We start from the raw sequence: 19,715 nt of genomic DNA, 5'->3' as shown, positions 1-19,715 counted from the left end.
TTACATCTTATAGACGCGCTACGCCAAAAGAGCTGGGTCTTAGTTCACGCATATTGGCTTCCTCACAAATATCTAAGAGGAATGCCAACACCTTGCGCGTGTCGCGCGGATCGATTAATCCGTCATCCCATAGGCGAGCGGTGCCAAACAAGGCTGTTGAACCCTCGTCCAATTTATCTGCAGTCGCTTTCTCGATAACATCGAGCATGGCTGGATCAGCTTCTTTACCCATTTTTGCATGTTTTGCTTCTGTGACGATTCGCAATACCTTACCGGCCTGTGCGCCGCCCATAACGGCTGTTTTGCTGTTCGGCCAAGCGAAGATGAAGCGAGGGTCAAGACCTCGACCACACATGGCATAGTTACCCGCACCATAGGAACCGCCAACGACGATAGTGAGCTTAGCTACAGTGGTATTTGCTACCGCTTGTAGCATTTTAGAACCATGCTTAATGACACCGTGTTGCTCTGAGTGCGTGCCAACCATAAAACCGGTGGTATTATGGAAGAACAATAAACTGGTGTTGGACTGTTCACATAGTTGGATGAACTGAGCCGCTTTGGCAGCGCCCTCGGGCGTGATCGGGCCATTGTTACCAATGATGCCGCAAGCATGACCTTGAATTTTCAAAAAGCCACAAACGGTTTGTTTGTCGAATTCTGGTTTGAAGTCAACAAAATCGGACGAGTCAGCAATACGGGCAATGATTTCGCGGACATCGTAGGGGTGCTTGCTGTCTGCTGGTACAACGCCAATTAGCTCTTCTGGGCTGAAAAGAGGTTCTTGCCACTCTTTAGATGGCTTAGCTGGAAGCTGCTCATTCCAAGGAACGCTCTTCATTAAGTCACGAATCATCCGAATGCCGTCGGCATCGTCTTCTGCGAGGAATTCAGCAGTACCGGCAACTTGCGCATGCATTTCTGCGCCGCCTAACTCTTCATCGCTTGCGATCTCTCCGGTAGCGGCTTTAAGTAGTGGAGGGCCAGCCAAGAACATTTTGGTTTTGTCTTTCACTACGACCGTGTAATCCGATAAGCCAGGCTGATAGGCGCCACCAGCCGTTGCGTTACCATGTACCACTGTGAATTGTGGAATACCTTGCGCTGACAAGCGTGCTTGATTTGCGAAGCCGCGAGCACCTTGCACAAATATGTCGGTTGCGTAGTTCAAGTTAGCGCCGCCGCTTTCTGCCAGTGTCACGATAGGCAGCTTATTCAGTTTGGCGATTTCCTGTAAACGTAGCGTCTTGTCTAGACCAGCAGGAGAAATCGTTCCGCCTTTGATGGCGCTGTTACTGGCGATGATCATGCTGCGAATGCCTGCAACATACCCAATGCCCGCGATAATGCCGCCACCGGCCATGGAACCATCTTTATCATCGTGCATCTTGTAGCCAGCGAGACTGCTCACTTCAAGGAAAGGAGCGCCACGATCCAACAGCATATTGATACGTTCACGCGGTAACAATTTACCGCGCTTTATGAACTTTTCCTTCGCTTGATTTTCTTTTTCTACGACTTTATTTTCAACGTTACGAAACTCGTTAATATAGCCTTGCATGGCTTCGGCATTTGCCTGGAACTCTTCAGACGAAGTTTCGATGCTTGTCTCTAATATACTCATTTAAGTATCCGTATTATTTTGATGCCATTCCCGAAATATTTAATCGGGTAGCATGTTTATTCATGCCCCGCTATCGTTATGGATTCCGGCTTAGACACTGCCGGAATGACGAGAGAGGGGGATTTATTCTTCTTCCTCTTGGAAAATTTTGGGAAGCTCTGCGCGATGGAAGCCATCATAAGACTCAGAGTTATTCGCTCTGGGTAGCGGTGCAACGCGGCCTCCTTGTGAGGCGGCACCATCAATACGAATACAGTCACCACTAATAAAATTTGCCCCTTCACTTAGCAAAAAGCAGATCACGGAGCTTATTTCCGCTTCGGTTCCCATACGTTTCAATGGAATAGCATCTTTTAAACCTAGAATCCAAGGCTTCATGGCTGGAGGATAAGTATCCATGCCGCTGGTGATCACCCAGCCCGGTGCGACAGCATTAACACGAACGCCTGACGCTGCCCATTCAACGGCAGCCGTTTGAGTGAAGTTCACCATGCCTGCGCGGGCTGCACCGGAGTGCCCCATGCCTGGCATACCACCCCACATATCAGCGACGATATTGACAATTGATCCGCCGTGCTTACTCATACTTTGCAGATACACTTCTTTAGCCATCAAGAAGCCGCCGGTTAGATTGGTGCGTACCACCGTTTCCCAACCTTTCTGGTTAATACCGGTAAGTGGGGCAGGGAACTGACCGCCTGCATTGTTCACTAAACCCGATATCACAGGGTGTTTCTTAACGATTTCATTAACCGTTTCTTTGACGATATCTTCTTCGCGAATATCGCAAGAAAAACCTTCAGCACTGCCACCATCTTCGATGATTTCAGCAACCACAGCATCCAGCTTTTCTTGCTTACGACCAATAATGATGAAATGCGCGCCAAGCCCTGCTAGCTCATGAGCGGTACAACGGCCAATGCCGCTGCCGCCGCCCGTTACGATAAATACTTTGTCTTGGTATAGGTCATCTCTGAAGATTGATTGATAAGGGTGACTCATGATTTATCTTACCTACAGTTTATTGGCCAAGGCCTGAGGAACAGGGATGGCAGCTTGTAATAATTGTTGTGCGAAAGCTTTGCCTTGAGGGTCAATGCGCAAGCTAGCAACGCCACCTCCACCTAGGCTGTTTTCGAGTAAAAAGTTCACGGCATTGATGCCGGGAAGGTCCCAACGATTGACCTTGCCATGTTCTGGGTCAAGCGTATGTGACATGTATTCAGCAACGAAGTCTTCAGTTAAAGCTTCACGAATATAGGGCAGGTATTCCTCAGAGCGCGCGATGACACCGATATTGGAATGATTGCCCTTGTCGCCACTTCGAGCCCAAGCAAGTTTGATTAACGGAACGTAGCTATTACAGTTTTCGCCTAAAGTTGTTTTATTCTGAGTCGCTTCAGCTCCTACGAAAGACGTTTCGCTATCAATTGATACAGGAATGGACTCTTCACCGAGTTTGACGCTCACATCCAAGTCGGCTTTAGGCACAAGGCAGGAGAATAAACGGATCTTAGGCCATACCGTTGGCCGACCACCAACGATACCGGTGATGCCCGGCGCCATGCCTGTTGCAGCCTGTGCGATCTCTTTGGAAAATAAAACCAGAGACTTCTTATCAGGGCTAGCAACAGATATTTTTACCACGATCTCACGGCACTGGTCAGATGCGCCTTGTTCACCGTAAGTGGTTTCGGTGCCCAGTAACTCAATGCTTTTTTCCGAATAGGCCTTCAAGCCCTTAGCCTCGATCATATGGCTAGTCTTTTCAAGAATCGCTTCAGCCACGGCTTGGGCTTTCGCTTTTGCGTTGATTCCGGCTAACAAGAAGGTGACGGTGCACTTGAAACCGTCTCGCCAGGTTGCTGATACCTTGTATTGATCGCTCGGTGCTCGGCCTAGTGCGCCTGACACTTGGACGATATTGGCGCCGTCTTGCTTTAATCTGACTTGTGTAAAGTCGCAAGTAACGTCGGGTAATAGGTAAGCGTTAGGGTCACCGATCTCATAAACCAATTGCTCTGCAACGGTTGCTTCAGAAACTAAACCACCTGTATCTTTTGGCTTGGTGACAAAGAAGGAACTATCGTCCTTAATTTCAACAATAGGGAAGCCCATATCAGCAAAATCATCTTTAACGAGTTCCCAATCAGTGAAATTGCCACCGGTACAGTGGGCACCACATTCGATGATATGACCGGCCAAGCTGCCTTGTGCCAGTTTGTCGTAGTCATTCCAGGCCCAGCCAAACTCATGAACCATCGCACCCAACACGACGGCACTATCGACAACACGACCTGTGACAACGATATCAGCATCAGAATCTAGCGCGACGGCTATACCGGGCGCTCCTAAATAGGCATTCATGCTAACAAACATTGGTGGCATATCTGCACCGGTAAACATTTCTTTAACGCCTTGCTTGGCATAGTGAGACTTTTTCGGTAGTACGTTGTCGCCATCGACCATGGCAATTTTCAACTCAAGGCCCGTGGATTCAGCTACCTTTTCAAGTGCAGCGACACAGGCTTGCGGGTTAACGCCGCCAGCGTTGCTGATGATTTTGATGCCCTTGGTTTTTATTGTTTTAAGTAAGGGACCCATAGCGGTTTCGACAAAGTCCGAGGCGTAGCCGGCATTGGGGTCTTTCATTTTTTGTCCGGCCATAATAGACATAGTGATCTCGGCTAAATAATCAAAGACAAGGTAATCAATATTACCTTTCTCAACTAGCTGAGCTGCTGCGGTTTCTGTATCGCCCCAAAATGCTGAGGCGCAGCCAATGCGTATGCTGCTTCTTGCCATGATGTTTACCTGTTTCACTAATTAAACGTCTGTTGTTCTAATCATTTGGAACGCTATCACCAAGTCAACTTTACCAAGCAAGCGCTTGGTTTGTAAACCCTGTATTTTGCGTTATGATGTTTATCTGAAATAATGCTCAAGCAAGCACTTGGTCAAATAGCCCGAACTTCCTTGTGTGTAGGCTATTCTGTCTTTTTGTAATAGGTGTAAAAAATTATGAATGGTAAAGAGTTAATAAAAGAAGGTCTGATGACAGATCCAAAAAGTGCTAAAGGCAGATTACTAATTGAGGCTGCTAGACTATTTCGAGTGAAAGGCTATGAACGCACGACAGTGAGAGACCTTGCGGCGGCCGTGGGTATTCAATCAGGCAGTATTTTTCACCATTTCAAAACCAAAGAAGAGATACTTAAAGCAGTGATGGAAGAGGTGATTATCTATAATACGCACCTGATGCGTACCAAACTCGCTGCAGCAAGTTCGGCCAAAGAAGAAGTTCTTGCATTAATTACTTGTGAGATCGAAGCCATCACGGGTGTTACCGGGGATGCGATGTCTGTTCTAGTCTATGAATGGCGTAGCCTAAACGAAGGAAACCAAAGAGATATTCTTAAGCTTAGAGATGAATATGAGCAGCTATGGTTAGGTGCTTTAGATAAAGCTAAAGCAGAGGGGCAGATTAAGGCGGATACTTTTATTTTACGTCGTTTCTTAACTGGAGCATTAAGCTGGACGACTACCTGGTATAAGCGGGATGGAGAAATATCAATTGAAGATTTGGCTGAACAAGCACTGCTCTTGGCGATTAAGTAAGTAGAGGTGTAAAGTATAGCGTTACTTATTGAGAGCTGGTTTATTCGGCCAACATTAATGGCCAGCTACCAATGTTTGCCGGAAGGTTGCTGCCTCTAATGCAGAGGCAGCAAATCATGCTTAAACTCTTCTACGAGTAAAGCCAAGGCCTGCTAGTCCAAGACCAAGCAAAGCAAGAGTACCTGGCTCGGCTACTGACACAGAGTCGGCAGTATCACCACTGATACCCCAAGCATTAAGAGTACCTGTGTCGCCAGCTAATCTATCGAAGATGGTAAGTTGCCACACAGAGCTGAGTGACTCGCCATCAAATGCTGAAAGCAATTCAGTGCCCTGGAAGGTTCCTGGGCCAAAAGGCGCTGCGACAGTGCTTATATGAGTTCCTGCTTCGTCATCAAAAGTGACTTGAGCTAGGTTATCACCTGAGCCACCATACTGGTCGAATAGCTGCACTTCGGTACCTGTAAAAGTGTTTGTGATAAAGATATCTAGGTCTTGCATCCAAGTGTGTTCAATATCAATGTAAACATTTAGGTCTGCGATGGTTCCAGAGGCGCCAACTGTATTAAAGATAAAGCTGTAGGTGTTACCTGCTGTTCCGTCTTGAGGGATTCTTTCTGGAACGTCTATCGCGTCATAGCTAAATGGTACAGCGAATGCTGCTGATGAGCCGCATAGCATTGTAGCGACTAATGCTGGTTTTAGTTTTTTCATGTGTAAACTCCCTTAGAATAATTTTAGTGCGTTCTTGCACTCACTGAAGTAAGCGGGAATTATGCCGTTATTTATATATTCTATTAATGCTTGGTTGTTATAGTTTGTGCTTATAGATCGTTGATCTTTATGTGTAAAAAAAACTGACATGAGATGTTTTGTTTTTGTGGCTGCTATGACCCAGAAAATATTGCATCGCTTCTTGCTAACACCGGAGAGACTAGCTAAATGGTTTGCATGAGGGGCTTCTATGCTAGGTGTTGCTTAGGTTATGCGAGTGCTTGTAAGGCATTGAGCGGTTTACCCTGTAGGTTTAAACTGTTAGTCCAATTTCCTTCTTCAATGATTCCATAGCTCTAACTACCTGAGCATTTTCTTCCTGTATCGTAATAAACTCATCATCGTTAGATGAATCTTTTACATGGCTATGAACAATAGCGTCTTTATTTACGGGCTTTTCTTGTAACGGCGCATCAAAAAAGAAGTCATCGATATAATCATTTAGTAAATCTTTTTTGGCGATAGGTTTCGTTGCTTCATTCGAACTTAGGCTTTCATTTTCTACTGAAAATAATACTTCAGGTTCGGGAAGCGTTTTTAGAAAAGACTTTGGCTTGGATGCCTTGCCTGGCGCGGCAACTGTTCTTGAGTGCTTAGTTTGCTGGACGGAATCAGGGGTACTGGTTGCTGCTAGAGAGTTGTGACTGTAAGCCTCTTTGTATAAAGATCTAATCTTTAGAAACTTGATGCCGATTAATAATACAACTAGCGCTTCAAGGGTATGGATAATGGTGATAATCACAGTCAGCTCACTAAAGATAAAGTTTAGCCACGTCATTCGTTGTGGCAGAAAATGCTATGATTCTTACCTTAGTTCCTTTAAGAGCTCCCTTAAGAAATGCTTCCCTAGTAGCAGTATTTATAGCACTTATATTAACGTTATCTTTAACTGTCGTATAGTTTAATTTTGAGACCAGTTTGCCAAAAACAACTAGTGAACGCTATTGACAGCTTATCGCCGGGCTTGCGGTTCAATATAGGTAGTGTTGTTGAGAGTTAATGCACTCATTGGGTGCCTGGGATATACTGCAAGCAGTTTAAGAATATTACTTACCTTCAATAAGAGGCCTTATGTCGGAACAAGAAAATACTTCACAAATGCTGGTCGATATAAGTGGTGATCTACTCTATTCAGCGGGCAGTGCGAGTGAATTACAGTCACGTCTAGATATGCTTGTTGTTGCCTGGAATATGTCCTTGCTTTCTCGCGCTGATAGAGCGCTGAAAATGAAGCGTTTTATACGTAAACAGAAAGGCGCAGCCCCAAGTAAGGATGCATTAAAAAGCTTAGAGGGCGAGATAAAAAAGATTGTTAAGCGCAAGCTGGATTTGTATCCAGGCCTAGACACCGAGTTAGTGAGAGCCGAGGCGCTTATTCAGTCCCAGGATAGTTTTGAAATTAAAGTCTACTTCAAAGACAAGGAAGAAGAAGCGAAGCAAGAACAAGCAAAATATACGATTACTCGCTTAAATGAAGAAATGGCAACTCGAGAGCTCAGCGACCTAAGTAAGCTAGGAATCAAGTAAATATTTTAATGCCCAGTTGGAAGCAACCACATGCCCTGCTCAGGTTTAAGTGGGCTTCCTTTTTGCATTAGTTTGAAAGGTAGAGACTTGCTCCGCCCCTTGTCATTTTTACGTATAACAAAATGTAGGTGTGGGCCTGTGGAGTAACCCGTGTTCCCTGAGAGCGCCAAGATTTGACCTGCCTTAACTTTATCCCCAGCTTTCACTCGTATACTGCCCAAGAGTAAATGTGCATACACCGCATAAGTTCCATCATCGTGAAGAACTCTTACGACATTCGCTTTATCAATAAAAAAAGGGCTTGAAACGCCAGCTGAGGCATAGTCATCTTTTGTCGAAATAACGACTCCACCGCGCGCTGCGCTAATCTGGGTTCCTACTGTCATACCAATATCGATTGCATATAGGCTTGGTTGCGAATTGTGGCTAAAGCGGCCCTTGAAGCTTTGCGTGACTTTCATTGGTTTAAAGTTTTTGAATGGTGGTAAGTAGTGGCTTTGTGTATGACGACTGTCAGGGGAGCCGATCACATAGAAGAAACGATGTTCGCCAGAAAAAATGCGGGTTTGGCTTTGATATACTGCTTCTTGTGAATTTTCTGGAATAAGCTTGCTTAGTTTATGCGTGCCAACACTTAAGAATATTTGAATTGGTGCAAAATAGGGGTTGTGAACAATAAAGTCAGTTCCATTGTCACTGTGTGAAAGCACGAGATGAGGTTTAAGTGTTTTCTTAGTTTTGCTTTGGTAATTGATACTCTCAACTTTTGTTTGTTTGGAAGCAGGTTTTTTATCGCTATAGTGCCACTTACCATCACTACCTTGATATTTGTATATTTGGGCGTATACGTTTTGAGCCGAGAACGCAAAGATCAATGCTAGCGTCAGCGCAACGAAGCTTATCTTTAGCATCGTTTTTCTATCTCTTTTGCCAGTTTCTGGGCCCGTTCTTTACGCTCTTTTTCAGAGACTTTGACAGCTTGATTATTGTCATCGAGAAAAACAACACGACCTACAATCGTCTGTAAATAAGATCGTGCCCAATTACACCAATCGTCCTTTGTAGGTTGATCCTTTCGTTTACTCTGCCATTGTTCGAGTTTTTGCTGGCGTAATGCGTCCAGATCTTCTGCCTGGCGTTGAAGCTGCTCGGGTGAGCTGAGTTCACTGGTTATATTCATTTTGCTTGTGTCGATCTCGACTTCTTTTGCAGCAGAAGGCGCTCGAGCGTGATCACTGAAATGAACTTGCCCATTGGCGTCAGTCCAGCGAAAAACCTCAGCACTCACATTTGGTAACACCAGTACACAGAGCGTGATAAAAAATAGTAGTTTGGTCTGCACTTAAATACTCCCTTGTCTAGTATGCTTTTTTCATACTAACTTTTATAGTCCCTGATAAGGGAGCTATTCTAACAAAAGTAGCGGTTTATGCTAAAGGAATTGATAAGCGATTTAGGCCGAAGGTACTTGTGTTAGCTAGAGTGAATACTTCTCATTATAGAAATGCTTGAGCTACAGAGGTCTACAGGTTATGTTGTTTCATTAGGATAAAAATGCCGGAGAGATACATGATAAAAGGAACTTGTCTTTGCGAAGAGGTGCAGTATCAATATGATGCTGATATCCAAGAGGTTGCGATGTGCCACTGCCATCAGTGTAAAAAGGCTCAAGGAACGCCATTTGTTACTAACGCACCTATAGAGAGTCAATACTTCACCATTACGAGTGGCGCTGATCATTTGAAGACTTTCATGTCGAGCCCTAATAAAAAGCGCGTATTCTGTAGCAACTGCGGAAGTCCTTTATATAGTCAAAGAACCGATATGCCCGAAACAATAAGACTAAGGCTTGGAACTATCACTGAAGGGGAGTTCCCTGGGCCGCAATATGAGATCTTCTGTGAGTCCAAGTCAGAGTGGTTTGACGCCAAAGCCGAGCGTCCACGCTATGAGCAGCACAAAGTCTAAATGTTGGGAGCTTCGTATATATGGGAAAGTACTTTGTTATATATCCACTAAACTTCTAGCGATAGAATTTGTCACAATAATATAGCCGCGAATTACATCAGTGGCTCGGTCTGCTTATCCAGGGAAATAAACTATGAGGCATGTGAAAGTTGAGAGACGAGTGGCCGCACATTATTTGCTAGCAGCCATTGCTTTTATGCTATATGGCGGCCAAGTCTGCCCCTTATTGGAATCGATAACGGCAACTACCCTGGTTTTCCCCATACTCGTTGCTCTAGCTATTCGTTTGTTTAGTATTTCCTGGATAGATCGCAAACCACTTGACCGTCAGGTGTCTTTCCAATTCTTTCTAGATCTGAGCTTATTTATAGGCGCCGGTATCGCTCTGAATATTCACAATTTAGTGTTTCATGGCGCCCCTTTAGATAGTTTATTAAAGGTTGTGATGGGCACCTTAATACTCGGCGCGTTTGTGGCGCTGGATTTATCTTTAGGTAGAGAGAAAGATATTGCTCAATATCTCATTAAGCAGTCGATGGCATTGCAGTTAAGGGAGAACTTTCTTTCCTTTGGTAAGAAGTTCTCGGCGGCGGCAATTGTATTGGTATTCAGTATCTCGACGGTATTCTTTTTGGTTATTAATAAAGACCTAAGTTGGTTGGTCGATAGTAGCCGTTATTTGGATATAAATGATGCGCGCATTAGCATTCTCAAAGAGGTAGCCTTCGTCGCTGCTGTCCTCTTGGTATATAGTATTCGGATCATATATTCCTATGTGACAAACTTGAATATGTACCTTTATTACCAGAATCATACCTTGTTTGAGGTGATGAATGGTGACCTGGAACAGCGAGTGCCGGTAGTCAGTCATGATGAGTTTGGGCGTATGGCTGAGGGTACCAATGCGATGATTGCCAGTTTGCAGCAGCATAGGGACGAACTTCAATTGACTCGAGATGTGTCTGTGCTAGCGCTAGCTTCGCTTGCAGAAACCCGGGACAATGAAACCGGTGGCCATATTCTGAGAACTCAGCATTACGTCCGTGTGCTAGCGGAACATTTGAGTGCACATCCCGACTTCAAAGACTATCTGGATGCTGAGACGGTGGATCTTTTATATAAGTCGGCACCTTTGCATGATGTGGGTAAAGTAGGTATTCCAGATAGTATCTTGCTCAAGCCAGGCAAGCTAACAGATGAAGAGTTCATGATCATGAAAACGCATGCGCAATTGGGGGCAGACTCTTTAGCGGTTGCCGAAGCCCGCTTGGGAAGCAATTCTTTCTTGCGTTATGCACGAGAGATTGCCGCCTCTCATCATGAAAAATGGGATGGTAGCGGATATCCTCAAGGCTTAAAGGGTGATGCTATTCCACTGTCTGCGCGTTTAATGGCTTTGGCAGATGTCTACGATGCTTTGATTAGTAAACGTGTATACAAGCCAGCTTTTGATCATGACAAAGCTAAGTCAATTATCCTTGATGGTGAAGGGAGCCACTTCGACCCCAGAGTGGTGGCTGCTTTCATATCGTGTGAGGGCGAGTTTACGGAGATTGCAGCAGAATATAAGGATGACCATTAGCGATGATGTCTTTTACGGAAATTGAAGAAAGAGCCTATGCTCGTCACGGCGGGGCAATGCAAGTTAATGCCACGCTTAACTCCCCCTTATCCTCAGATGAAATTTTAGCGATATCTGATGACCGTTGGCTATCTGCCTTCTCAAAGATAGTCTTTCAGACAGGGTTTAACTGGAGTGTCATTGACAATAAATGGCCCGCCTTTGAAGAAGCCTTCGCTAACTTCAATTTGCGATATTGCGCGTCATTGTCTGATGAGGCGTTAGAAGAGAAAATGAAAGGCGGCAAGATTGTTAAGCATTGGGCAAAGGTTAGTTCAATTCGAGAAAATGCGATGTTCTTACTAGATCTTATAGAAGAGCACCGTTCTCTAGGTGAGTTTTTTGCATCCTGGAAAGCTGAAGATTTCACAGATAATATTCAGTTGCTAAAAGCGCGTGGAAATCGTTTGGGTGGACGGGTTGGTCAGATAGCTCTACGGCGACTAGGTGTAGATACCTTGGTTCTTTCAGCTGATGTTGTTGGAGCTCTAGCGCAAGCTGGTAGCATTAACAAGATGCCGAATTCAAAGAAAGCTTGGGCTTTGTTACAAGAAACGATTGATCAATGGCAGGCAGAAACAGCTTATTCCCTGAATAAAATTAGCCAGCTTTTAGGTTTGTCATACGGTGATATTTATGAGCGTTAAGCCTTCCTTTACTATTGAACTATCGGCTTAGTATTGCGTAGACTAGGCCAATAAAGCAGTGAAGTAGATCAACGAAGCTAGATGATAAGAACAAAAAAGGCTAAACATGGCATCCTCACCCTCTCCAAGCATCAGTATTAGTACAATTTCTGATGTCTATCATGTCTTACTTGATAGGGGAATGTCAGAGCAAGAGTTAGCGCAGCAATCAGGTATTAGTCGGAAAGATATTGAAAACCTTGATGCTCGTATTCCTATTTCTAAATTAAACAAGATTTGGGATATCGCCAAGGATTATACTCAGCAGGCTGAAATTGGTCTTTATGTAGGTGAAGAAATTGACCCGGCTCGCTTCAGTGTTGTCGCTCAGGCATCCTTTCAGTGTGAGACGCTTCGTGATGTGCTCCAGGTGTATGCGCGCTTTTTCAGTATTGTGAATGAGGCCGCTTGTCTAACCCTTAAAGAAGGCGATGAGTGGGCAACCCTAGAATTTAAAAGCTTGTCACCTGACTGTTATTGCATTTCCGAAATGGAGCGTATGGTGGTAACGGCCCTGGCACGATGTGATTATTTAACAGGTCGGAGAATCAAGGTTCAGTGCTTTAACTTTCAGCATGCCCAGCCTGAATATATAGCTAAGTATCAGGAAGTCTGTAAGGGCGAGCTTAAGTTCTCTCAAGAGCAGACTGGTATTGTGTTTAAGAAATCGGCGCTTGATTTGAAAGTGAAGCATGGCAACCCTTATTTGCTTAGTGTTTTAACCTCTTATGCTGAAAAGCTGCTTCGCAAGGTTGCTTCAAGCTCTGATATCAAAGATAAAGTCAGGCGTTTTATTCGGCGTCACTTGGCCGAAGATGCAGAACTGGACGTTGAGCGTGCTGCAAAGGCTCTCAATATGAGCCGTCATACGCTTTATCGAAAACTGAAAAAAGAGCAGGTATCCTTTCAGTCTTTGGTTGAGGAAGTTCGGCAGCGAGAAGCTGAGCGTTATTTGAAGGAAAACAAGGTTTCTATTAGTGAAGTTGCATTTTTGTTAGGGTTTTCTGAATTGAGTGCTTTTAGCCGGGCCTTTAAACGATGGACGGGCGAGTCTCCTGCAAAGTTTCGAGCAAAGAGTTTCAATGGGGTCAGACTCGATTGAAAATCAATCGAGTCTGACCCCATTGAAACTAAAATAGAGGGTTAACTGATGAAGTTATATGGCAAGGGTACATCACGTTCTTTTCGTTGTGTTTGGGCGGCTGAAGAGGCTGGTCTTGATTACGAATATATCTCGGTAGAATTTGGCAGCGCGGGCGAGAAAGGCACGAACAGTGAAGATTATCGTTCCATGAATGTTCAAGGTAAGGTGCCGACGCTTGCTGACGGTTCTGTTTCTGGTGGCCCCTTGGTATTAACTGAAAGTGCTGCGATTGTTAATTATCTTGGCGCTGTATCTGATAAGAACTTATGTCCACCTGCTTCGGATCCGGTACTTCGTGGTCATTATGACCAACTGATGTTCTTTATCTTGTCCGACTTGGAGCAGCCTTTGTGGACCAACGGCAAGCATCGTTTTGCCATTCCTAAAGAACACCGTGTCGCTGATGTACTGCCGACTACTTTTTGGGAGTTCGAAAAGGCACAAAAGGCACTGACGAAGCTGATCGGTGAGTCTCCGACTTTTGCCTTAGGCGATGCTTTTAGCATGGTTGATATTGCTTTAGCGCATACCCTAGCTTGGGCGGAAAGCTTTAAGTTTGAGTTATTGCCCGGTATGAAAGCCTATAAAGATGCCTTGTATGAGCGCGAAGCATGTCAGCAGGCACTTGTTAAAGTGAGTGCTGAATGATGTGCTTTAAATTGAGATATCAGCTATTAGCTTTAAGCTTGCTTGCGCTGAGTTCTTTTAGTTCTGCAGAGCTAAAAGAACTGGATGACCAATCACTAGAAGAACAAAAAGGCCAGGCCGGGATTACCATCGATATTGAGTACAAGTTGTCGATAGGTCAAATTCTCTACAAGTTTGGTGACTCAGGTAATGGCAAATCGCGTAAGCAGCAAGATTATAATATACCCGAGCCTCCTAGAATCGTGTATGTTTTGTCTGATGATAAATGACGTAAGTATGAACTGCAGAACTTTCACTCTTCTTTCTTTAGTTACTTCACTAGCTCATCAAAGCTGCTGATCAAGGCCTCCGGCTGATAACTGGAAAGATCTTCTCCTTGGTGGTAGCCATATTCAACACAGATAACAGCTACGCCAGCCGCTTTAGCGGCCTTAATATCACTCAGCGAGTCGCCCACCATGATTGACTCGCTGACATGACACCCCAAAGTATTCATGCAGTGCAGAAGCGGAGCCGGGTGAGGCTTTTTCTCTGGTAAAGAGTCACCACAAAGTATCAAGTCAAATTCAGGTAAGTCATGAGCCTTTAGGAGTGCCGGAGTGAATTGCTCTGGTTTGTTCGTAATTACTGCCAGGTAAGGGTAGTGCTCTCTTAGTTGTTTTAAGGTCTTACTGACGTGTGGGTAAAGTTTACTTTGTCGGCCACTGACGTCTTGGTAGTGATCTAAAAAGCTTTGATAGGCTTGTTGGAATAGCTCTCCATCTACTTTCTTGGGTATCATCTTATTGCTTAGAGCCCGCTTTACCAACATTGCAGCACCGTTGCCCACCCAGTGTCGAACCTTATCTTGTCCTGCTTTCTCTCGTTGTAGGTCGACCAGCATACAGTCGACAGCAAAGGCTAAGTCGGGTACCGAATCAATGAGGGTGCCATCCAGATCAAACATTATGAGCCGAGCCTGTTTGCTACAAACCTTTTCAATAAGTGTCACATGTAATCCTATTACTGTTAGTTTTCAGAATATTTTCTGATGATCTTATCGATTATTCTACATGGCAGCTCGAATCCTGTCGTGTCTTTGCATGCTATTGGGATTAAGGAGCAAATTTAATTGTTAAAGGAAGCTTTAGTGGTGTTTAAAAACAGGCTATTTGAATATGAGTTCAATATATTTTACTTTTTGTGACTATTGGTCATAAAATTTTCTTCCCTTCTAGTGTATGCTATCGATATTAACTCAAGGCCTTAGTTTACTGACGTTTTAAATGGCCATCCTTTATTGATTGATTAGCTTTTAAGTGAGGCATGATGAACCGCTCTTTAGTTTTTTCTATTGTTATGGCAATAGTCGCTACCCTGTGGATTCTATCGGGGAATTTTAAAGATGATGCCGAGCACCAAGGACAGGACGTTATTGCGGAATCATCTCAGCGCGATGAAGGTTTGTTCCGCGTGACCGTAAAGCAGTTTAAGGCACAGGAGCTCACACAGCGTATCGACTTGCAAGGTGAAATAGATGCCGATAGAAATGTTGATATTCGTGCTGAGACCGAAGGAGCTATTGCTAAATTGATCGCCAAGAAAGGTGATCGAATGACAGCCGGTCAACGTGTGCTCAATTTGGCGATGAATGATAGGCAGGCTCGCTTGGCAAGGGCTAAAGCGGATCTTAAGGTTGCAAGGGCCGAGTTGAAATCAAGCTTAAGTCTGAAGGAAAAGAATCTCTTATCCGAAAATCAGCTGCAACAAAATCAGGCGAATGTAATGGCGGCTGAAGCCGCGGTTAAAGAGGTTGAGCTGGAAATCGAACACACCCATATACTTAGCCCTTTTGCGGGTGTTTTAAATGACTTACACGTTGAGCAGGGTGACTACGTTGCTCCAGGCACTGTGTTGGCAACAATTGTCGACGATCAGGCGCTTATCATTAGTGCTGATGTTCCTCAGCAGCACGTTGCCAAATTAGCTTTGGGGCAAGTGGTTGAGGCAAAGTTACTCAATGGTACTGAGCTAAAGGGCAAGATCACTTATATATCGAGCATTGCTGATTTGGCGACACGCGCTTTCAGAATAGAGGCCTTGGCGCAGAATTCGTCTCAAGTAAAACGCTTTGGCCAAAGCGCTCGCGTTAGTATTTTGCTTGGCCAGCAAAAAGCCCACAAACTTTCTCCTTCATTATTAAGCCTTGATAGTCAGGGTGAACTGCAAATTAAAGGACTCGATGTTGAGGGGCGGGTAAAAGCATATCCGGTTGAACTCTTACGCAGCGAGAATGATGGTGTTTGGCTAGGCGGTTTACCCGAGGTGCTTGAGCTTATTACCGTCGGGCAAGGTTTTGTTTCGGTTGGTGAAAAGGTCAGCCCTGTTCGAGTTTCGGCAGAAGATAAGGCGTCAGGAGTAGATTCTTAATGAAAGAGTACTTTGGTACGGCACCAAAAACGCCAATCGACTGGGCGATAGAGCGTCGCCGTGCTGTGCTGTTGGTCTTGGTATTTTTACTAATATCCGGGATTTTTGCTTATCAGAGTATCCCAAAAGAGTCTGAGCCGGATATTGCCATTCCTATTGTTTACGTATCGATGTCGCATGAGGGTATTTCACCTGAAGATGCCGAGCGCCTACTTATTCGGCCAATGGAGAAAGAGCTTAAGTCGATAGAGGGTGTCAAAGAGATGAGCTCCGTTGCCTCCGAAGGGCATGCATCGGTGACGCTTGAATTTGATGCCGGTTTTGACAGTGATACGGCCTTGGATGACGTCCGTGAAAAGGTTGACCGTGCCAAATCAAAGCTACCTGCGAGTAGTGATGAACCTGAAGTTAATGAAGTAAACGTCGCTCTGTTTCCAGTTTTCAGCATGAGCTTGGCAGGCCCTATTCCTGAGCGGCAGTTATTGGCTATTGTGAGAGATCTAAGAGATGACTTGGAGGCGCTTCCTGGGGTGCTGGAAGTCGATATTGGCGGCGAGCGCGATGAAGTATTGGAAATTATTGTTGACCCGCTGGTACTGGAAACATACCAGATAAACTTTGAGACCGTGTTGAGCATTGTTAATCGTAATAACCAGTTGGTTGCTGCTGGCGCCATAGATAGTGGTTATGGTCGTCATGTCATTAAAGTGCCGGGTGTTATTGAGGATCTGGAAGATATTATGGCCCTGCCGATCAAAGTGGTTGGTGATAGGGTGGTGAGTTTTAGGGATGTTGCGACGGTAAGGCGCTCCTTTAAAGACCCGACAGGGTTTGCTCGTGTAAACGGGGAGTCTGCTTTGTCTTTAGAAGTTAAAAAGCGTGTCGGTTCAAACATTATCGAAGTGATTGAAAGCGTTAAGGCTATTGTTAAAGAAAAACGTCAATTTTGGCCTGCTGCGGTCAAGGAAACGTTTATTCTCGACAAGTCGGGCGAAATCAGAGATATGCTCCAAGATCTGCAAAACAACGTGTCGAGCGCGATTATTATGGTCATGATCGTCATTGTTGGAGCTTTGGGCTTACGTTCTTCATTCTTGGTGGGCATAGCTATTCCAGCATCCTTCCTTAGCAGTATTATGATTATTAATATGATGGGTTTGACCTTGAATATTGTGGTGCTGTTTAGCTTGATTCTGGTTGTCGGGATGTTGGTAGATGGAGCCATTGTTGTTGCCGAGTTAGCCTCACGAAATCAAAGTAAAGGGATGTCGGCAGCGAAAGCTTACGCAAGTGCATCAAAGCGGATGTCATGGCCGATCATCGCATCGACCGCGACAACGCTGGCTGTTTTTCTTCCCTTGATTGCTTGGCCGGGTGTTGTCGGCGAATTCATGAAGTTCTTACCCATTACGGTGATGATTTGTTTGATGGCATCGCTTGTTATGGCTCTGGTATTTTTGCCCGTTTTAGGCTCATGGTTAGGAGGGCAAACTAAGGCTAAAGGGAAGTTAGTAGACGAGTATGAACGTGATGGAGGTCATCCGCATACAATAAGCTCATTGAATGAAGAAGCCGGTGTGATGAAACGGGCCTATGTTTCAAGCTTGAGTGCCTTGCTGAAGAGACCGGGCTTAACATTTATCGGTGCACTGGGCGTCATAGTCTTCAGTTATGTCGCCTATGGGGCTTTCGGAAAGGGTGTAGAGTTCTTTCCAGATGTCGAACCGGATAGCGCGCAGGTTCTTATTCACGCTAGAGGTGACTTATCGATACATGAAAAAGATGCCTTGTTAAAACAGGTTGAACGTCGGTTTTTAAGTCTGATTGAAGGCAAAAACGAGCTTGAATCAATTTATGCCCGTTCTTTCAATCAAGCTCAGAATGCAATGGCCGAGGATGTGATCGGTTCAATTCAGTTTCAATTTGTTGATTGGGATAAGCGGCGTGTAGCGTCAGAAATTCTCACAGAAATGGAGGCGATGACCGCTGATATTTCAGGTGTAAAGTTGGAGTTTCGCAAAGCAGAGAATGGCCCTTCTGGCGGTAAACCGATCAAGTTGCAGGTTAGTGCAATCTACCCTGAGCACACTGAGCAAGCGGTTGAGCTTATCCTCTCAAAGATGGAAGCCCTCGAAGGTTTTAAAGATATTGAGGATGATCGAGCGCTACCGGGTATCGAATGGCGACTAGATGTAGATAGAGAGGCCGCAGCACGTTTTGGTGCCGATATCGCTTTGATCGGTAGCGCCATTCAAATGATTACGAACGGCTATCGCGTTGCCGACTTTAGACCGGACGATACGATAGAGGAAGTCGATATTAGTATTCGCTTCCCTGAACAGTTCAGAAACCTCAATCAGTTTGATAATTTCAGAATCCAAACCTCAAAAGGCATGGTGCCCATTAGTAACTTTGTGTCGCTGAATCCTGCGCCGAAGAATGGCACGATAAAACGGGTTGACGGTAAACGGGCTATTACGATTCAGTCAGATGTTCTTGAAGGACTGCTACCTAGCGAGCGCCTACAAGCTCTGCAAGCTGAGTTCGATCTGTCAGAATTTAAGCCAGATGTACGCATCGCCGTAAAAGGGGAAGAACAGGATCAGAAGGAAACAGCAGAATTCCTCGGTACGGCTTTTATGACGGCAATCTTTCTAATGCTTTTGATTCTCGTCATACAGTTCAACAGCTTTTATCAGAGTATTTTAGTATTGAGTGCGATTGTCTTTTCAACCGCGGGGGTTTTACTGGGCCTGCTGATCACAGCTCAGCCTTTCGGTATCGTGATGGTCGGCTTGGGTATCATTGCCTTGGCAGGTATCGTTGTGAACAATAATATTGTATTGATTGATACCTATAACTCGTATATCAACAATGGAGTTAGCCCTTATCAGGCGGCTTTGATGACGGGTGAGATTCGTATGCGACCCGTGTTATTGACTGCAGGAACCACTGTTCTTGGTTTGATACCGATGGTCTTATCGATGAATATCGACTTTATCAATCGCGACGTAGCTTTTGGTGCACCTTCTACACAGTGGTGGACTCAGTTATCTAGTGCCATTGCTGGTGGATTGGCGTTTGCCACAGTCCTCACCTTGTTTCTAACACCGGCTTTACTGGTACTTGGTGCTAATACTCGCCAATGGATATCAAGCAAACAAAACGGTTCCTAATTGGTGTTTCTATTCAAGTGTCACCGAGCTAATGCTGGTTTTAACCTTTTCGCCTGTTTTTAAGTGATAAACAACTTTGGCAGGATAGTAGGGGCTGCGTTTTTGCGCCGGAATCGTTTCGTTAATTGACCATTCTTCAATCTTAATTACTTTTCCATTTGCGTCAATTAGCTGCGTGCGCAACTGTAGAGCGCCAATGTTCAGTGGACTATGGTTTTCTATTGTCACCAATAAAGGCCCTTTAGGGTCTTGAACATGCTTGGCCTTTAAGTATTTTTCCGGTGTTTGCTTAATTTCGATTAGGGCCAGTTTTAGTTTTGCCTGTTGACCTATATCGCCTTGCGCCTGGGCTGCTTGTGCATAGTACTTAAGTGCTTGTTCCTGATTCTGAGACTCGCTGTATAGCTCTCCTAATTGTAGGGCAGCAATACTTGTTGGTAGTAAACGCATGCTATAGCGATAATCATCAATGGCATAGCTAGATTGGCCTAGAGCGGCATAGCTTTGAGCACGCTTTAAG

At 44.8% G+C, this 19,715-nt stretch carries 18 protein-coding genes and 1 pseudogene; 10 read left to right on the top strand and 9 right to left on the bottom strand.

The features are described 5' to 3' along the window. Window positions 1–7: 7 nt before the first annotated feature. The 3 genes from A3729_RS20325 to A3729_RS20315 all read right to left on the bottom strand — a co-directional run bounded on the left by A3729_RS20325 (window position 8) and on the right by A3729_RS20315 (window position 4,429). Window positions 8–1,624, bottom strand: a complete 1,617-nt coding sequence (locus tag A3729_RS20325; RefSeq protein ID WP_068510441.1) for an acyl-CoA carboxylase subunit beta — start codon at window positions 1,622–1,624, stop codon at window positions 8–10. Between the two features lie 123 nt (window positions 1,625–1,747). Then, window positions 1,748–2,626 (bottom strand): SDR family oxidoreductase, encoded by an 879-nt coding sequence (locus tag A3729_RS20320; RefSeq protein WP_068634216.1) that lies wholly within the window; start codon window positions 2,624–2,626, stop codon window positions 1,748–1,750. A gap of 12 nt (window positions 2,627–2,638) precedes the next feature. Continuing rightward, a complete protein-coding gene (locus tag A3729_RS20315) occupies window positions 2,639–4,429 on the bottom strand; it encodes an acyclic terpene utilization AtuA family protein (protein ID WP_068554051.1) in 1,791 nt (596 codons plus the stop codon). 216 nt (window positions 4,430–4,645) lie between these two features. Here A3729_RS20315 and A3729_RS20310 point away from each other — a divergent pair, with 216 nt between their 5' ends. Next, window positions 4,646–5,242, top strand: coding sequence for a TetR/AcrR family transcriptional regulator (locus A3729_RS20310; RefSeq protein ID WP_068510446.1), 597 nt, complete (start codon window positions 4,646–4,648; stop codon window positions 5,240–5,242). A gap of 120 nt (window positions 5,243–5,362) precedes the next feature. Here A3729_RS20310 and A3729_RS20305 read toward each other — a convergent pair whose 3' ends face one another. Both A3729_RS20305 and A3729_RS20300 read right to left on the bottom strand, forming a co-directional pair. Next, on the bottom strand, window positions 5,363–5,956 hold the full coding sequence (locus tag A3729_RS20305) for a proprotein convertase P-domain-containing protein (RefSeq protein ID WP_068634215.1): 594 nt from the start codon (window positions 5,954–5,956) through the stop codon (window positions 5,363–5,365). 313 nt (window positions 5,957–6,269) lie between these two features. After that, window positions 6,270–6,794 carry a hypothetical protein gene (locus A3729_RS20300; RefSeq protein ID WP_068510450.1) on the bottom strand — a complete coding sequence of 175 codons (525 nt, stop codon included), beginning with the start codon at window positions 6,792–6,794 and terminating at the stop codon, window positions 6,270–6,272. A 293-nt stretch (window positions 6,795–7,087) separates the two neighbouring features. Between A3729_RS20300 and A3729_RS20295 the strand changes: the two genes are divergently transcribed. Beyond that, window positions 7,088–7,543, top strand: coding sequence for a hypothetical protein (locus A3729_RS20295; protein WP_068510452.1), 456 nt, complete (start codon window positions 7,088–7,090; stop codon window positions 7,541–7,543). A 5-nt stretch (window positions 7,544–7,548) separates the two neighbouring features. Here the strand turns inward: A3729_RS20295 and A3729_RS34375 are convergent, their stop codons facing one another. Together A3729_RS34375 and A3729_RS20285 are read right to left on the bottom strand one after the other, a co-directional pair. Beyond that, entirely contained in the window at window positions 7,549–8,454 is a 906-nt protein-coding gene (locus A3729_RS34375) for a peptidoglycan DD-metalloendopeptidase family protein (RefSeq protein ID WP_082880363.1), read from the bottom strand. Next, complete coding sequence (locus A3729_RS20285) at window positions 8,448–8,843, bottom strand: DUF4124 domain-containing protein (RefSeq protein ID WP_255376404.1); 396 nt, start codon at window positions 8,841–8,843, stop codon at window positions 8,448–8,450. Before A3729_RS20285 ends, A3729_RS34375 begins: the two co-directional genes overlap by 7 nt. Window positions 8,844–9,112: 269 nt before the next feature. Here A3729_RS20285 and A3729_RS20280 point away from each other — a divergent pair, with 269 nt between their 5' ends. The 6 genes from A3729_RS20280 to A3729_RS20255 all read left to right on the top strand — a co-directional run bounded on the left by A3729_RS20280 (window position 9,113) and on the right by A3729_RS20255 (window position 13,879). After that, window positions 9,113–9,511, top strand: a complete 399-nt coding sequence (locus A3729_RS20280) for a GFA family protein (protein WP_068510490.1) — start codon at window positions 9,113–9,115, stop codon at window positions 9,509–9,511. 133 nt (window positions 9,512–9,644) lie between these two features. Next, window positions 9,645–11,093, top strand: a complete 1,449-nt coding sequence (locus A3729_RS20275; RefSeq protein WP_068510457.1) for an HD domain-containing phosphohydrolase — start codon at window positions 9,645–9,647, stop codon at window positions 11,091–11,093. Between the two features lie 2 nt (window positions 11,094–11,095). Then, a complete protein-coding gene (locus tag A3729_RS20270) occupies window positions 11,096–11,779 on the top strand; it encodes a DNA-3-methyladenine glycosylase I (RefSeq protein WP_068510459.1) in 684 nt (227 codons plus the stop codon). A 106-nt stretch (window positions 11,780–11,885) separates the two neighbouring features. Beyond that, complete coding sequence (locus tag A3729_RS20265) at window positions 11,886–12,920, top strand: AraC family transcriptional regulator (RefSeq protein ID WP_068510461.1); 1,035 nt, start codon at window positions 11,886–11,888, stop codon at window positions 12,918–12,920. 48 nt (window positions 12,921–12,968) lie between these two features. Continuing rightward, entirely contained in the window at window positions 12,969–13,610 is a 642-nt protein-coding gene (locus tag A3729_RS20260) for a glutathione S-transferase family protein (RefSeq protein ID WP_082865159.1), read from the top strand. Next, the gene (locus A3729_RS20255) at window positions 13,607–13,879 is read left to right on the top strand and encodes a DUF6160 family protein (protein WP_068553332.1); all 273 of its coding nucleotides are present in this window, start codon (window positions 13,607–13,609) and stop codon (window positions 13,877–13,879) included. The genes A3729_RS20260 and A3729_RS20255 overlap by 4 nt, the downstream gene beginning before the upstream one ends. Before the next feature lie 41 nt (window positions 13,880–13,920). On the opposite strand, the gene A3729_RS20250 is transcribed toward A3729_RS20255, so the two are convergent. Beyond that, window positions 13,921–14,601 carry a phosphoglycolate phosphatase gene (locus A3729_RS20250; protein WP_231872087.1) on the bottom strand — a complete coding sequence of 227 codons (681 nt, stop codon included), beginning with the start codon at window positions 14,599–14,601 and terminating at the stop codon, window positions 13,921–13,923. A gap of 314 nt (window positions 14,602–14,915) precedes the next feature. Between A3729_RS20250 and A3729_RS20245 the strand changes: the two genes are divergently transcribed. Both A3729_RS20245 and A3729_RS20240 read left to right on the top strand, forming a co-directional pair. Beyond that, window positions 14,916–16,019 (top strand): efflux RND transporter periplasmic adaptor subunit, encoded by a 1,104-nt coding sequence (locus A3729_RS20245; RefSeq protein WP_082865095.1) that lies wholly within the window; start codon window positions 14,916–14,918, stop codon window positions 16,017–16,019. Beyond that, entirely contained in the window at window positions 16,019–19,195 is a 3,177-nt protein-coding gene (locus A3729_RS20240) for an efflux RND transporter permease subunit (RefSeq protein WP_068510469.1), read from the top strand. The genes A3729_RS20245 and A3729_RS20240 overlap by 1 nt, the downstream gene beginning before the upstream one ends. Before the next feature lie 9 nt (window positions 19,196–19,204). Here the strand turns inward: A3729_RS20240 and A3729_RS33275 are convergent. Beyond that, window positions 19,205–19,715, bottom strand: a pseudogene (locus A3729_RS33275) (hypothetical protein); the annotation flags it as partial.

This window comes from Oleiphilus sp. HI0043, from assembly GCF_001634935.1.
This window is presented reverse-complemented; position numbering and strand designations above follow the sequence as displayed.

What these genes read in the sequence shown, in the direction of transcription:
- A3729_RS20325 (WP_068510441.1), bottom strand. Translation starts at nt 1,624, where the DNA reads ATGAGTATATTAGAGACAAGCATCGAAACTTCGTCTGAAGAGTTCCAG.
- A3729_RS20305 (WP_068634215.1), bottom strand. Translation starts at nt 5,956, where the DNA reads ATGAAAAAACTAAAACCAGCATTAGTCGCTACAATGCTATGCGGCTCA.
- A3729_RS20320 (WP_068634216.1), bottom strand. Translation starts at nt 2,626, where the DNA reads ATGAGTCACCCTTATCAATCAATCTTCAGAGATGACCTATACCAAGAC.
- A3729_RS20315 (WP_068554051.1), bottom strand. Translation starts at nt 4,429, where the DNA reads ATGGCAAGAAGCAGCATACGCATTGGCTGCGCCTCAGCATTTTGGGGC.
- A3729_RS20265 (WP_068510461.1), top strand. Translation starts at nt 11,886, where the DNA reads ATGGCATCCTCACCCTCTCCAAGCATCAGTATTAGTACAATTTCTGAT.
- A3729_RS20300 (WP_068510450.1), bottom strand. Translation starts at nt 6,794, where the DNA reads ATGACGTGGCTAAACTTTATCTTTAGTGAGCTGACTGTGATTATCACC.
- A3729_RS20295 (WP_068510452.1), top strand. Translation starts at nt 7,088, where the DNA reads ATGTCGGAACAAGAAAATACTTCACAAATGCTGGTCGATATAAGTGGT.
- A3729_RS20240 (WP_068510469.1), top strand. Translation starts at nt 16,019, where the DNA reads ATGAAAGAGTACTTTGGTACGGCACCAAAAACGCCAATCGACTGGGCG.
- A3729_RS20255 (WP_068553332.1), top strand. Translation starts at nt 13,607, where the DNA reads ATGATGTGCTTTAAATTGAGATATCAGCTATTAGCTTTAAGCTTGCTT.
- A3729_RS20275 (WP_068510457.1), top strand. Translation starts at nt 9,645, where the DNA reads ATGAGGCATGTGAAAGTTGAGAGACGAGTGGCCGCACATTATTTGCTA.
- A3729_RS20310 (WP_068510446.1), top strand. Translation starts at nt 4,646, where the DNA reads ATGAATGGTAAAGAGTTAATAAAAGAAGGTCTGATGACAGATCCAAAA.
- A3729_RS20245 (WP_082865095.1), top strand. Translation starts at nt 14,916, where the DNA reads ATGATGAACCGCTCTTTAGTTTTTTCTATTGTTATGGCAATAGTCGCT.
- A3729_RS20270 (WP_068510459.1), top strand. Translation starts at nt 11,096, where the DNA reads ATGATGTCTTTTACGGAAATTGAAGAAAGAGCCTATGCTCGTCACGGC.
- A3729_RS20260 (WP_082865159.1), top strand. Translation starts at nt 12,969, where the DNA reads ATGAAGTTATATGGCAAGGGTACATCACGTTCTTTTCGTTGTGTTTGG.
- A3729_RS20280 (WP_068510490.1), top strand. Translation starts at nt 9,113, where the DNA reads ATGATAAAAGGAACTTGTCTTTGCGAAGAGGTGCAGTATCAATATGAT.
- A3729_RS34375 (WP_082880363.1), bottom strand. Translation starts at nt 8,454, where the DNA reads ATGCTAAAGATAAGCTTCGTTGCGCTGACGCTAGCATTGATCTTTGCG.